Annotated in this window: 13 protein-coding genes; 10 read left to right on the plus strand and 3 right to left on the minus strand. The window is 64.1% G+C overall.

All coding sequences use genetic code 11. The annotated features are described in order from the left end of the window. Positions 1-73 precede the first annotated feature (73 nt). The 5 genes from E2583_RS09080 to E2583_RS09100 all read left to right on the plus strand — a co-directional run bounded on the left by E2583_RS09080 (position 74) and on the right by E2583_RS09100 (position 4,682). The gene (locus tag E2583_RS09080) at positions 74-928 is read left to right on the plus strand and encodes an enoyl-CoA hydratase family protein (RefSeq protein ID WP_291595051.1); all 855 of its coding nucleotides are present in this window, start codon (positions 74-76) and stop codon (positions 926-928) included. Position 929: 1 nt separating this feature from the next. After that, positions 930-2,093, plus strand: coding sequence for an acyl-CoA dehydrogenase family protein (locus tag E2583_RS09085; protein ID WP_291595053.1), 1,164 nt, complete (start codon positions 930-932; stop codon positions 2,091-2,093). Positions 2,094-2,133: 40 nt separating this feature from the next. Then, entirely contained in the window at positions 2,134-3,750 is a 1,617-nt protein-coding gene (locus tag E2583_RS09090; protein ID WP_291595054.1) for a benzoate-CoA ligase family protein, read from the plus strand. Between the two features lie 75 nt (positions 3,751-3,825). Then, positions 3,826-4,287, plus strand: a complete 462-nt coding sequence (locus tag E2583_RS09095; protein ID WP_291595056.1) for a thioesterase family protein — start codon at positions 3,826-3,828, stop codon at positions 4,285-4,287. Between the two features lie 2 nt (positions 4,288-4,289). Then, positions 4,290-4,682 carry a RidA family protein gene (locus tag E2583_RS09100; protein WP_291595058.1) on the plus strand — a complete coding sequence of 131 codons (393 nt, stop codon included), beginning with the start codon at positions 4,290-4,292 and terminating at the stop codon, positions 4,680-4,682. 252 nt (positions 4,683-4,934) lie between these two features. Here E2583_RS09100 and E2583_RS09105 read toward each other — a convergent pair whose 3' ends face one another. The 3 genes from E2583_RS09105 to E2583_RS09115 form a co-directional block, all read right to left on the minus strand. Continuing rightward, complete coding sequence (locus E2583_RS09105) at positions 4,935-6,125, minus strand: phospholipase A (RefSeq protein WP_291595060.1); 1,191 nt, start codon at positions 6,123-6,125, stop codon at positions 4,935-4,937. Positions 6,126-6,175: 50 nt separating this feature from the next. Then, positions 6,176-6,499 (minus strand): hypothetical protein, encoded by a 324-nt coding sequence (locus E2583_RS09110; RefSeq protein WP_291595062.1) that lies wholly within the window; start codon positions 6,497-6,499, stop codon positions 6,176-6,178. 114 nt (positions 6,500-6,613) lie between these two features. Continuing rightward, positions 6,614-8,692, minus strand: a complete 2,079-nt coding sequence (locus E2583_RS09115; RefSeq protein ID WP_291595064.1) for an ATP-dependent helicase — start codon at positions 8,690-8,692, stop codon at positions 6,614-6,616. A 277-nt stretch (positions 8,693-8,969) separates the two neighbouring features. Between E2583_RS09115 and E2583_RS09120 the strand changes: the two genes are divergently transcribed. The 5 genes from E2583_RS09120 to E2583_RS09140 all read left to right on the plus strand — a co-directional run bounded on the left by E2583_RS09120 (position 8,970) and on the right by E2583_RS09140 (position 12,196). Then, positions 8,970-9,710, plus strand: a complete 741-nt coding sequence (locus E2583_RS09120; RefSeq protein WP_291595066.1) for a hypothetical protein — start codon at positions 8,970-8,972, stop codon at positions 9,708-9,710. Next, positions 9,707-10,273: an ATP/GTP-binding protein gene (locus E2583_RS09125; protein WP_291595068.1), complete on the plus strand. Its 567-nt coding sequence runs from the start codon at positions 9,707-9,709 to the stop codon at positions 10,271-10,273. The genes E2583_RS09120 and E2583_RS09125 overlap by 4 nt, the downstream gene beginning before the upstream one ends. After that, positions 10,270-10,671, plus strand: a complete 402-nt coding sequence (locus E2583_RS09130; protein WP_291595070.1) for a roadblock/LC7 domain-containing protein — start codon at positions 10,270-10,272, stop codon at positions 10,669-10,671. Before E2583_RS09125 ends, E2583_RS09130 begins: the two co-directional genes overlap by 4 nt. Positions 10,672-10,758: 87 nt before the next feature. Next, positions 10,759-11,118, plus strand: coding sequence for a hypothetical protein (locus E2583_RS09135; protein WP_291595072.1), 360 nt, complete (start codon positions 10,759-10,761; stop codon positions 11,116-11,118). 127 nt (positions 11,119-11,245) lie between these two features. Continuing rightward, the gene (locus E2583_RS09140) at positions 11,246-12,196 is read left to right on the plus strand and encodes an AEC family transporter (RefSeq protein WP_291595074.1); all 951 of its coding nucleotides are present in this window, start codon (positions 11,246-11,248) and stop codon (positions 12,194-12,196) included. Positions 12,197-12,308 lie beyond the last annotated feature (112 nt).

Genomic DNA, 12,308 nt, shown 5'->3' on the forward strand with positions numbered 1-12,308 from the left:
ATCAAGTATTACTGGGCAAGCCATAGCCGTCGCTGGTGGCGAAGTCATGTGACCCGGATTTTTGGAGGCAGACATGAGCGAATATGCAATCGATCCAGCCCTGCAAGCTGGCAATCACAAGCTGCTGGCGGGCTATCGGGCCACGCATTTCCAGTGGCAGGTGCAGGATGGCGTGGCAACCATCACTCTCAATCGTCCGGAGCGCAAGAATCCGCTGACGTTTGATTCCTATGCCGAGCTGCGCGACCTGTTTCACCAGCTCAAGTGGGCGCAGGATGTGAAGGCCGTGGTGCTGGTCGGCGCCGGCGGCAACTTCTGCTCGGGTGGCGATGTGCATGAAATCATCGGTCCGCTGGTCGCGCTCAAGGCCCCCGAGCTTTTGATGTTCACCCGCATGACGGGCGAGCTGGTCAAGACCATGCGTGCCTGCCCTCAGCCCATCATTGCTGCAATCGATGGCGTATGTGCGGGGGCTGGGGCCATCATGGCCATGGCCTCGGACATGCGCCTGGGCACTGCGCGCAGCAAGACCGCATTCCTGTTCAACCGCGTGGGGCTGGCGGGTTGCGACATGGGCGCCTGCGCCATGCTGCCGCGCATCATCGGTCAGGGGCGTGCGAGCGAGCTGCTCTATACGGGACGCAGCCTGGGTGGCGAGGAGGGCGAGCGCTGGGGTTTCTTCAACCGTCTGAGCGAACCTGAGAGCGTGCTGGCCGAGGCGCAGAAGCTGGCCGCCGATCTGGCTGCCGGTCCCAGCTTTGCCAACGGCATTACCAAGACCATGCTGCACCAGGAATGGGCCATGACCATAGAGCAGGCCATCGAAGCCGAAGCCCAGGCCCAGGCCCTGTGCATGCTGACCGGGGATTTCTCGCGTGCCTATCACGCGTTCGTGGCCAAGCAAAAGCCGGTCTTTGAAGGAAACTGATATGGCGGACACCAGCTATCTGAAGTGGCCTTTCTTTGAAGCCCATCACGCCCGTCTGGCGCAATCGCTGGATGCCTGGGCCCGGCAGAACATCACGCAAGCCCACGGCCCCGACGTGGATGCCGAATGCCGGCAACTGGTCAAGTCCCTGGGCGAGGCCGGCTGGCTGCGGCATGCGGTTGCGGGAGAGGTCCATGGCGGCGCAGGAGAGCAGATCGACACCAGAGCCATCTGCCTGATCCGGGAGACGCTGGCGCGTCACAGCGGTCTGGCCGACTTTGCGTTTGCCATGCAGGGTCTGGGCTCGGGGGCGATCTCCCTGGCGGGTAGCGACGAGCAGAAACAGCGCTATCTGAGCCGGGTGGCCAGGGGGGAGGCGATTTCGGCCTTTGCACTGTCCGAGCCCGATGCCGGCTCGGACGTGGCTGCCATGGCCTGCGAGGCCAGACTCGAAGGTGATCACTATGTGATCAACGGCGAGAAGACCTGGATCTCCAACGGCGGCATCGCCGACTTCTATGTTGTTTTTGTGCGCACCGGCGAGGCTCCGGGGTCGCGTGGCCTGTCGGCGCTGATTGTGGATGCCGACACACCGGGCTTTGAAGTGGCCGAGCGCATCGACGTCATCGCACCGCACCCGTTGGCGCGCCTGAAGTTCTCCAACTGCCGCGTGTCTGCAGCGCAGCGCGTGGGCGCGGCCGGCGAAGGCTTCAAGGTCGCCATGCGCACGCTCGATGTATTCCGAACCTCGGTGGCTGCCGCATCGCTGGGCTTTGCGCGCCGTGCCATGGACGAGGCCTTGCAGCGTGCCACCAGCCGCAGGATGTTCGGCGGGGTGCTGGCCGACTTCCAGCTCACCCAGGCCAAGCTGGCGCAGATGGCCACGCAGATCGACAGCGCAGCGCTGCTGACCTACCGCGCAGCCTGGCTGCGCGACCAGGGCGAGAGCGTGACGCGCGAAGCGGCCATGGCCAAGATGACGGCGACGGAAAACGCCCAGCAGGTGATCGATGCCGCCGTGCAGATCTGGGGCGGTCTGGGCGTGGTCAGCGAGCAGCCCGTGGAGCGGCTCTACAGGGAGATCCGGGCCCTGCGCATCTACGAAGGTGCGACCGAGGTGCAGCAGCTCATCATCGGGCGCGACCTCATCAAAAACCATTGCTGAAAGCAGCATCCGCCTGTCTGGGTCGGAAGGAGTGTGAGCCATGTCGTACACCGCGCATATCGATACCTTTGCCGCTGACAATCTGCCGCCCGCCGAGCTGCAGCCCGAATTCCTCTTCGAGCTGCCCGAGCTGCAGTTCCCGCAGCGCCTGAACTGCGCCATGGAGCTGCTCGACAGGCATGTGGCGCAAGGGCGGGGCGATCGCCTGTGCATTCAGGCCGAGGGAGTGCGCTGGACCTATGCCGAGCTGCAGGGCCAAGCCAACCGCATTGCCAACGTGCTGACCCGGCAGCTTGGCCTGGTGCCCGGCAACCGCGTCCTGTTGTGCGCGCCCAATAATCCGATGATGGTGGCCTGCTGGTTTGGTGTCGTCAAGGCTGGCGGGATCGCGGTGGCGGCCATGCCGCTGCTGCGCGCCAAGGAGCTGTCGGCGATTGTCGAGATTGCGCAGATCAGCCATGCGCTGTGCGACGAGGCCTTGCGCAGCGAGGTGCAGGGGGCTCAGGAAAAAGCCGAGCGGCTGCAGAAGGTTCTGTTCTTCAACGGCCAAGGCGATGCTGCGGATGCACTGGAGCCGCTCATGCGGGCGGCGTCCGCCAGCTTCACGGCCGTGGATACTGCGGCCACGGACACCTGTCTGCTGGGCTTTACCTCGGGCACCACGGGCGTGCCCAAGGCCACCATGCATTTCCATCGCGACGTGATGGCGGTCTGCGCCTGCTGGCCTGTGCACATGCTGCGCGCCAACGCCGACGATGTGTTCATCGGCAGCCCGCCCCTGGCATTCACGTTCGGGCTGGGCGGACAGGTGCTGTTTCCCATGTCCATCGGTGCCAGCATGGCCTTGCTGGAGAAGGCCGGCCCCGCGCAGCTCGTGGACGGCATTGAAAGATTCGGCGCCACCGTGGTGTTCACCGCGCCGACCTCCTATCGCGTGATGGCCCAGCAGGGCGAGCGTGTTCGCCGCACCCGGTTGCGCAAATGCGTGTCGGCAGGCGAGGCTTTGACCGCCTCCACGCGGGCGCTGTGGAAGGATGCGACCGGCATCGAGATCATCGACGGCATTGGCTCCACCGAGATGCTGCACATCTTCATCTCGCACCGTGAAGAGGATGCGCGACCCGGTGCCACCGGCAAGGCCGTTCCCGGCTACCGTGCCAAGGTGGTGGACGAAGAGGGCCGGGAGGTCGCGCCGGGGACCGTGGGCAAGCTGGCCGTGCAGGGCCCGACGGGTTGCCGCTATCTCAACGACAGCCGTCAGGCCCAGTATGTGAGCCAGGGCTGGAATCTGACGGGCGATGCCTATCTGATGGATGCGGATGGCTATTTTGTCTATCAGGCGCGTACCGACGACATGATCATCTCCTCCGGCTACAACATTGCCTCGCCCGAAGTCGAGGAGGCCCTGATGCAGCACGCTGCCGTGGCCGAATGCGCGGTGATCGGCGTGGCCGACAGCGAGCGTGGCCAGATCGTCAAGGCCTTCGTGGTGCTGCGCGCCGGCCATGTGGCCAGCGATGCCCTGGTCATGGAGCTGCAGGACTTTGTGAAGCGCCAGGTCGCCCCCTACAAGTATCCACGGGCGGTGCAGTTCGTCGATCAGCTGCCGCGCACGGCCACAGGCAAGTTGCAGCGCTTTCGTCTGCATGAAGCCTGATGGATCTGTTTTTGAGCAGCCCGTGCCTGGGCGACGGGCGTTTCTGGCACTTTCCGTTGAAAGAGCAGCTTGGGTATGAATGAAGTGCCAATGGTTTCAGAACGCTTTGTGACGCAGGTGCCGATCCGTTTTGCGCACTGCGACCCGGCGGGCATCATCTTCTTTCCGCAGTACCTGGTGCTGTTCAACGGACTGGTGGAAGACTGGTTCAACAATGCACTTGGCCTGAGCTATGCGGACATGCTGCAAAAGGACAGGGTGGGCCTGCCCATCGTGCACCTGGAGTGCGATTTCCGCGCCATTACCCGCATGGGGGAAACCGTGGCCTTGGGCCTTTCGGTCGCCAGCCTGGGCAATCGTTCGCTCACACTCGACGTCGATTGCACCGGCCCAGAAGGACAACTGCGCGTGACGGCGCGCAAGGTGCTGGTCTTCACCAGTCTTCAGACCCATCAGGCGATTACCGCGCCATCACCGATTCGCCGCGCCATCGAACGCTGGCTGAGTTCATCCAATCCAACAGAAAACAGGAGTTGAACATGCAAGTACTGCTGCCGCCGGGCTGGCCCCGGCCCAAGGGATATGCGAATGGCGTGTCGGTGAGCGGCCGCCAGATCTATGTCGCAGGAATGATTGGCTGGGACGCCGAGGGGCGCTTTCATAGCGACGACCTCGCACAGCAGGCCAGACAGGCGCTGCAAAACATTGTCGAGGTGCTGCGGGCTGGTGGTGCCAGGCCAGAACATATCGTGCGCATGACCTGGTACATCACCGACAAGAAAGAGTACCTGGCGCAGCAGGTCGAGATCGGCAAGGCCTATCGAGAGCTGATCGGTTCATTCAGCGTGGCCATGACGGCCGTGCAGGTGGCGGCCCTGATCGAGGATCGAGCCAAGGTGGAGATCGAGGTCACGGCCGTGGTGCCCGAGTGACTTTGATTGGAAGGCTGCCAGTGCTTGCGCTCATTGAATTCCAGCCTCTCAAGGGCTTGACGTCGACAGGGCGCAGGCGCTGCGGGCTATGAAAGATGAGAGCTCCGCCATGGATGCCTGCGATCGATAGAGCCGGCCTGCCGCAAGCCTGGCGGCACCGGGCAAGGTCGGCGATGCAGCGACGGACACGTTCCGTGGCCCGTTGCCCCGGGGCAGGCGCGGAGCTGCCCGGGCGGGGTCCCGAGGAGGCGCTCAGAAGTCCAGCAGGCTCAGGCCCACGCTGAGTACCGTGCGCTTGTTGTTGTAGTCGACCAGGCTGTCGCCATAGCCGCTGAACAGTTGCACATGCAGGCGCAGATTGCTCTTGCCGCCGTTCCATCCTTCGCCCAGGGTGCGCAGCCACTCGATGCGTCCGGAACCCTTGCCCTGGCCCAGCGAGCCGCGTGCGGTCAGGCCCAGGTAGTTCTGCTCGTTGACGTTCCAGCCCAGCTTGACTTCACCGCGGCCAATGTAGTCCTGGATGCGGGGGTTGTCGTCTTCAAGCGCACTTTCCTTCATGCGTTGCCAGGCTTTCAGATGCAGCTGCCACCGGTTGCCCAGCTCGGCGCCGGTCATCAGATACCATCGGTTCCAGCTGCGCGACAGCGGGTTGCTCTGGCCGTTCGATTGGTGCGCGATGCCGATGCCCGAGTAGCGCCAACGCCAGCCGAGCGGCAGCTGGGCGTCCGTCGGGTAGACGTAGAAGACCTCGGGCTCGTGGTCGGTGGTGCGGAAGGGGCGCGAGATATCGCCGTTGAACAACTGCCAGTAGGACTGCTGGGTGTAACCGAACCACAGCGAATCCTTGCCCGACGAGGTGGGGCCGGTCAGCAGGCCGGAAGCAATCTTGGTGCGTGCCGAGAGCTGCAGTCGCATCTCGTGCTTCTGGTAAGGCTGCTCGGTCGCCAGGCCGCGGCTGGGCGAATAGGGTTGCTGATTGACCTCGTTGCCCACGACCACGGAGACCGACATCGGACGATAGCCACGGAAGTTGAAGGTGCCGCAGTCCGTGCCAGGCTCCAGCTCGTAGTAGCGCGAAACCTCGGTGTAGCGCGGGTCGCGGCAGCCGCCGTTGGTGGGCGAGAGGCCCAGGCCGCTGTCGGCTACTGCGACCGTGCTGGCGGGCAAGGTGCCGCTTGCCGACCCGGAGGTCGATGCCGCCTGTGCGCCTGCCGCTGGCGCGCTCCATCCTGTGGCAGGTGGAGCCGTGGCCGGGCGTTGCTGCAGCGCCCAGGCATCAAAGCAGGCCAGTCGGTCGGAGTTGCTGGTGGTGGCAGCGCATTGTTGCCAGCTTTCGGGGGGCGGCAATTCCGCGCTGCCTGCGGCGGCTGGCTTCAGGCCGCCGACCAGCGTCAGGCCTATGCTCAGGCTCAGGGGGAGCGGGGTGAATAAGCGGATACTCATGGGATCAATCGATGCGCAGGCAGCCTGCGGTTGGCAAGGCCCAGCCCTGTTCAGGGCCGGGCCTTGCGCATGATGAACGCGCGTGGCGGAGCATTTTCGCCCTCCTGGTAATTGCCGTGAATTTCTGTACCGCAGCTGCCATCGACCACCTCGCCCAGCCAGGTTCCGGTGATGCGTGAGCCGTCTGCGCTTTCTTCGAGCGTGACCGTGCCCTCGTTCACGTCGCCTACCATGGGATGGCTGCTGCCCGGGCGGCTGATGCGGCCCTTGACATTGCCTTCCCAGTCCGGATGCGGGCCCAGCACCATGCGGGCGGTTTCCTCGCCGCCGGCCACGGAGGCTGTCCACTCCCCTTGCAGCTGCCGGTCGCTCATCTGCCAATCTGGCGGGCAGGTGCTGGCCGATCTCGAGTCGATCTGGGCAAACGCGTTGAAGCAAAAAGCGCTTGCTGCGATGAAAATAAGAGTTCTTGAAGTCATCTCGGGTCTTCAGTGAGCGGCGCCCGGCGCCGCCTGGTTCTTGCGTGCGGCAAATTCCTCGCGCAGCTTGCGCAGCTTCTCGCGCGGGTCTTCCCTGGCCGTGGCCGCATCGAGGCCCATCTCCTTGATGAAACGGCTGGGCTGGCAGGCCACCATTTCGCGGCCTTTTTTGCGGCGCTTGGTCCAGCTCACGGCCAGCGTGCGCTGGGCACGGGTGATGCCCACATACATCAGGCGGCGCTCTTCCTGCAGCCGCGCTGCCGTTTCATCGCTGACCTTTTGCTGTTTGCCGTCGTCATCGTCGAGCTTGAACGGCAGCATGCCCTCGGTCACGCCGACCTGCATGACATGGGGCCATTCCAGTCCCTTGGAGGCATGCAGTGTGGAGAGCACGACCATGTCCTGCTCCTTCTCCCGCTCGCTGATGGTGGAGAGCAGGGCGATGTTCTGCGAGACCTCCAGCAGGCTCTTGACCTCGGTCTGGGTGCCGGTGCCGGCACCTGCGGCATCTTCGATCTGGCCGCCGGCACGCTGGGCCATCCAGTCGCAGAACTCCAGCACATTGCTCCAGCGCGCGGCGGCGACGGATTCGCTGTCTTCGCTGTCATAGAGATACTGTTCGTAGCCAATTTCCTGGAGCCAGTCGATCAGAAAGCTGCGCGAGGCTTCAAAGCCCAGGGTGTGGCGGGCGCGGTATTCCAGGTCGTTGATGTAGCGGCCGAATTCCAGCAGGCTTTCGAAGGCCTTGCGCGGCAGCGCCTCCGGGAGCATCGCATTGAACAGCGAGCCGAACATGCTGAGCTTGTGCGCAGCGGAGAACTCCCCGAGCTTGCCCAGCGTGGTGTGACCGATGCCGCGCCTGGGCGTGCCGATGGAGCGCAGAAAGGCCGGATCGTCGTCGTTGTTGATCCAGAGGCGGAACCAGGCGCAGAGGTCCTTGATCTCGGCGCGGTCGAAAAAGCTGGTACCGCCGGAGACCTTGTAGGGGATGTTGGCCTTGCGCAGGGCCTTTTCGAAAGGCTTGGCCTGGTGGTTGGCGCGATAGAGGATGGCAAAGTCCTTCCACGCGGGCTGCGGGTTCAGGGTGGCGCGCAGACTCTGGATGCGGGCCACGGCACGCTCGGCCTCGTGTTCTTCGGTATCGCAGTCGACGATGCGCACGGGTTCGCCCTCGCCGAGCTCCGAAAACAGCGTCTTGGGAAACAGCTTGGGGTTGGGTCCGATCACATTGTTGGCGGCGCGCAAGATGGCGCTGGTGGAGCGGTAGTTCTGCTCCAGTTTGATGACCTTGAGCTGCGGAAAGTCCACGGGCAGCTTTCTGAGATTGTCCAGCGTGGCACCGCGCCAGCCGTAGATCGACTGATCGTCGTCTCCTACGGCCGTGAAGTGGGCGCGCTCGCCCACCAGGAATTTCAGCAGCTCGTATTGCGTGGCATTGGTGTCCTGGTACTCGTCCACCAGCACGTGGCCCAGCAGGCGTTGCCATTTCTCACGCACTTCGGGGTGGCCGCGCAGCAGGCGCATGGGCATGCCGATCAAGTCGTCGAAGTCCACGCTCTGGTAGGCGGTCAGCCGCTCTTCATAGCGCTGCATGATGAGAGCGATGCTGCGCTCGTTGTCATCCTGTGCCATGGCCAGGGCCTTGCGGCTGTCCCAGCCCTGGTTCTTCCAGCCGCTGATGGTCCATTGCCACTGGCGGGCCGTCGCCACATCGGTGGTGCCACCCGCGCAGTCCTTGAGGATGCCGGTGACGTCGTCGGTATCCAGAATGCTGAACTGGGGCTTGAGCCCCAGAATGTGGCCGTCCTCGCGCACCATGCGCACGCCCAGCGAGTGGAAGGTACAGATCAGCACGTCCTTGGCCTGGCGGCCTATCAGGCCTGCGGCGCGCTCGCGCATTTCGGCGGCGGCCTTGTTGGTGAAGGTGATGGCGGCAATGCGGCGTGGTGCCAGACCGGTTTCGATCAGGCGGCCTATCTTGTGCGTAATCACGCGGGTCTTGCCCGAGCCGGCACCTGCCAGAACAAGGCATGGACCGTCGGTGTAATGCACGGCCTGGAGCTGAGCGAGGTTGAGACCAGCAGACATGACGCAGAGTGACCCATCATCAAAAACAAGGACTGGGAGCATACCGCTTCACTGTGAAGAACCCCGAGGACAGTCCTCACAACTGACAAAAAACAGGGATTCCGTGAGCGTTTCGCCTACACGTGTGCGTCTGGGTTGCCTGAATAATTAATGTAAGAAGGTGTTAGTTGTGTAGCGCGAAGATTGCATCAACTCCGGCCCTGATCCCGATAGCGCCAGCGAATTCTCGATGGCAGAAGGGATTCATTGCCTTTCCTCAACCGTCAGGGTGCTGTGCATGGCGAGAACCATCGGTGAAGTGAGCCTGGCCGCAGAGCTTTGCACGCCTGCCGTGCAGCAGCGCTTCGAGGCGCTTTTCGCCGTGGCGGCGCGGCAGTCACTTTCCGCATGGCGACAGGTTCCATGCCACGCGGCCGAAGTGCTGGTGATCGAAGGACTGGAGACCTTGCTTGCCGGAGCAGAGGCGAGAGCCCCTTGCGTGGTCTATCTCGGCGGCGAGCCGGCCATGCAGCCGCTGGGACGCTCTTCCCAGGGCTGGGCCGTACATCTGGACGCGGAATTCACCCTGTCCGACCTCATCGACATGCTCGATCGCGCAGCGGTCTTTCTCATGGACTGGAGAGCCAGGCACAGGACCGATGCGCCTCTGTCGCTGCAGCGTGCCCTTCAGGAGCTTCAGCAGCAGGGGGTGGACTGTCCGCACCGCTTTCAGATCAAGTCCTGGGTCGCCTTGCCTGGCAGCGCCAACAGCGCACAGAACCTGCGCGTGCTGGCGCTGCTCGCGCGCGGGCCGATCGACGCCAGATCGCTGGCGGAGCACGCCGGCATCGAGATGCCGCAGCTATCGACCCTGCTGTCCCTGCCTCAGCTTCAGCCCGTCCTGCGCTGCAGTCTGCCTGGCGCCGGGGAGCTGGCTGGCACTCGGAAATCAAGCACCGCCAGGCAGCCCGCCGCTTCGGTGACCCTGCAATGGGTCAGCAGACTGACGGGCTGGATCAGCCGGGGAGGACGCACATGACATCTTTCGTGCCCATGCAGCCCGGCAGGGGGCTGCTGAGGGTGAGTCTGCTGGGGCCGATGGGCATCGGCAAGACCACGGCGCTGCGCAGCCTGTGCGGGCAGTTCATGGCAGGCAGCGATGTGCGCAACCTGGACAGGGCGGCGCACGGCAAGGAGTTCACCACGGTCGGGGCGGAGTTCGGCGAGATCGATCTGGGTTCGGGCGAGCGGCTGCAACTGGTCGGCAGTCCCGGCCAGGACCGTTTCGATTTCGTGCGCCGCTGGGTGCTCTCGGCATCGGTGGGCGTGCTGCTGATGGTGGACGTCAACGATGCGGGCGCGGCGGATTACGCCAGCGAGATGCTGACCGGGATAGAGACGCTGGACCAGGCTCCTGTGGTGGTGATTCTCAGCTGTCGCAGCGCCAGCGTAGCAGGGCTGGAGGCATTCAGCTCGGCGCTGGTTGCCAAAGGCCATGGCATCACCCCGCTGGTCGACGCCGATCCCCGTGATCGCCAGCAGATGCTGGATGCCCTGAGCGTGCTGGCATCGCTGCTGTCCTTGCAAAGTCAGACCCTATGAATACCCACACCTCCCTCGTGATTCCGGCCCATGCGGTACAGGCAGGCCAGGAAATCCTGGCGCGCGTGGTTGCTCCGGTTCCAGGCGTCCACATTGCCTTGCTCTGTACCCCTGATGGCTTCGAGATTGCTGCGCTGCGCATTCGCAGCGAGTTGCCGACCGAGCGGCTGTCGGCCATGGCGGGCTCGCTGATGGCCATGGCCAGGGCCGTGGCCAACGAAATCGGTCACCGGGATTGCAGGCGCCTGACCTTCGAGACGGAGTCAGGCACGGTGGTCTTCCAGGCGGTGAATGGCACCTTTCCGGCCGTTCTCTGTCTGGTGGTCGATCAGAACGCCTTGCTGGGTCGCGCGCTCTGGGCGGCCGGCGAGGTTGCCACAGGGTACCTGCCGCCTTGACCGCAGGTGGGCAGGCGTTCTGAGTCCGAGCGAGTGCGCCTGCGGGCGCACGGGTTCCTTGTCTTGTTCTTTCAAAAAGGTGGATTTATGGCCTCTATCCAGGATTGTCTGAATGCTTTGATGACCACCGACGGCGCCGTCTGTGGCGCTCTGGTGGACAGCGCCAGCGGCATGCTGATGGGCAGCGCCGGAGGTGGCGTGGATATGGAGCTGGCTGCGGCCGGCAACACCGAGGTCGTGCGCGCCAAGGTCAAGACCATGCGCATGCTCAATCTCAACGACCAGATCGACGATATCCTGATCACCCTGGGCAAGCAATATCACATCATCCGTCCTGTGGCCGCCAATGACGGCGTGTTTTTCTACCTGGTGCTGGACAAGGCCCGCGCCAACCTGGCGCTGGCGCGCCGCAAGACTGCCGATGTGGAAAAGGAGCTCAAGCTCTGAGGTGCTGTCCTGGCACCTGTCCCCGGAGCCTGCCTTGCGCAGGCTTTGTTTTCGGGCAGGTCTGCACTGAAAAACTTTCATCGAAGGCCCCGAGAGGGGAACGGCGTGGCGCTGTCACAATTTGTCGGTGCTGTCCGTTTTACTCATCACCTTTCCCTTCTTTGCACTGGTGGCTTGCGGCTTTGCCGCCACCTGGCGCGGCATTCTGCCCCAGTCGGCGATTGCGGGCCTCAATGCGTTCGTACTGTACTTCGCGCTGCCCTGCATGTTGTACCGCTTCGGCGCGCAGACACCGATTCATCAGCTGCTCGACATCAACGTCTCTGTGGTCTATCTGGTCTGTGCGGCGGTGATGGTGGGCGTGACCGTGCTGTTGACGCGCCGACGCCTGGGCTGGAGCGATGCCGCGTTCGGCGCCCTGGTGGCCGCATTTCCCAACACCGGCTTCATGGGCGTGCCCATGCTGGCGGCACTGCTGGGCGCACACAGCGCCGGGCCGGTGATCGTGACCATGGCCATCGACATGGTCGTCACCACCTCGGCCTGCATTGCGCTGTCCCGGCTCGATCCGGCGGGGGGGCAAGGCGTCTGGCCGGCGGTGCGCAATTCGCTCAGGGGCATGGCTGCCAATCCCATGCCCTGGTCGATTCTGCTGGGCGGTCTGGCGTCGGCCATGGGCTGGGTATTGCCCGGCCCCGTGGACAAGACCGTGGCCATGCTGGCCGCAGCGGCTTCGCCGGTGGCCCTGTTCACCATCGGGGCCGTGCTGGCGCGCTCGCAGATGAACAGCCACGAACGCGTGGCTGCGAGGGACTATGTGCCGATCGCACTGGCCAAGCTGGTCGTCCATCCGCTGCTGGTCTGGTCCGTCGGACTGGCGGCGATCGCCATGGGCTTACCGCTCCGGCACGAAACCCTGGTGGTGCTGGTGCTGCTGGCAGCCCTGCCTTCCGCCAGCAATGTCTCGCTGCTGACCGAGCGCTACGGCGCCCACAGCGGTCGCATCGCCAGAATCATTCTGGTCTCCACCAGTCTGGCTTTCCTGACCTTCTCTGCCGCTGTGGCCCTGATGACCTAGCGAAAACAAGAGCGGCTTGCGCAAGACCAGTCAGCGCAAGCCGCTGTTTCGGCTCAAAGCCGCCAATCAGGCACACCCCAACAAGGAGACACCGAGGAAGGGGCGTCCCGCA

Origin of the sequence: Comamonas sp., assembly GCF_009360615.1 — a bacterium.
Taxonomy (GTDB): Bacteria; Pseudomonadota; Gammaproteobacteria; order Burkholderiales; family Burkholderiaceae_C; genus Comamonas.

Coding starts and splice junctions, on each gene's coding strand:
- E2583_RS09080 (WP_291595051.1), top strand. CDS start 74: ATGAGCGAATATGCAATCGATCCAGCCCTGCAAGCTGGCAATCACAAG.
- E2583_RS09085 (WP_291595053.1), top strand. CDS start 930: ATGGCGGACACCAGCTATCTGAAGTGGCCTTTCTTTGAAGCCCATCAC.
- E2583_RS09090 (WP_291595054.1), top strand. CDS start 2,134: ATGTCGTACACCGCGCATATCGATACCTTTGCCGCTGACAATCTGCCG.
- E2583_RS09095 (WP_291595056.1), top strand. CDS start 3,826: ATGAATGAAGTGCCAATGGTTTCAGAACGCTTTGTGACGCAGGTGCCG.
- E2583_RS09100 (WP_291595058.1), top strand. CDS start 4,290: ATGCAAGTACTGCTGCCGCCGGGCTGGCCCCGGCCCAAGGGATATGCG.
- E2583_RS09105 (WP_291595060.1), bottom strand. CDS start 6,125: ATGAGTATCCGCTTATTCACCCCGCTCCCCCTGAGCCTGAGCATAGGC.
- E2583_RS09110 (WP_291595062.1), bottom strand. CDS start 6,499: ATGAGCGACCGGCAGCTGCAAGGGGAGTGGACAGCCTCCGTGGCCGGC.
- E2583_RS09115 (WP_291595064.1), bottom strand. CDS start 8,692: ATGTCTGCTGGTCTCAACCTCGCTCAGCTCCAGGCCGTGCATTACACC.
- E2583_RS09120 (WP_291595066.1), top strand. CDS start 8,970: ATGGCGAGAACCATCGGTGAAGTGAGCCTGGCCGCAGAGCTTTGCACG.
- E2583_RS09125 (WP_291595068.1), top strand. CDS start 9,707: ATGACATCTTTCGTGCCCATGCAGCCCGGCAGGGGGCTGCTGAGGGTG.
- E2583_RS09130 (WP_291595070.1), top strand. CDS start 10,270: ATGAATACCCACACCTCCCTCGTGATTCCGGCCCATGCGGTACAGGCA.
- E2583_RS09135 (WP_291595072.1), top strand. CDS start 10,759: ATGGCCTCTATCCAGGATTGTCTGAATGCTTTGATGACCACCGACGGC.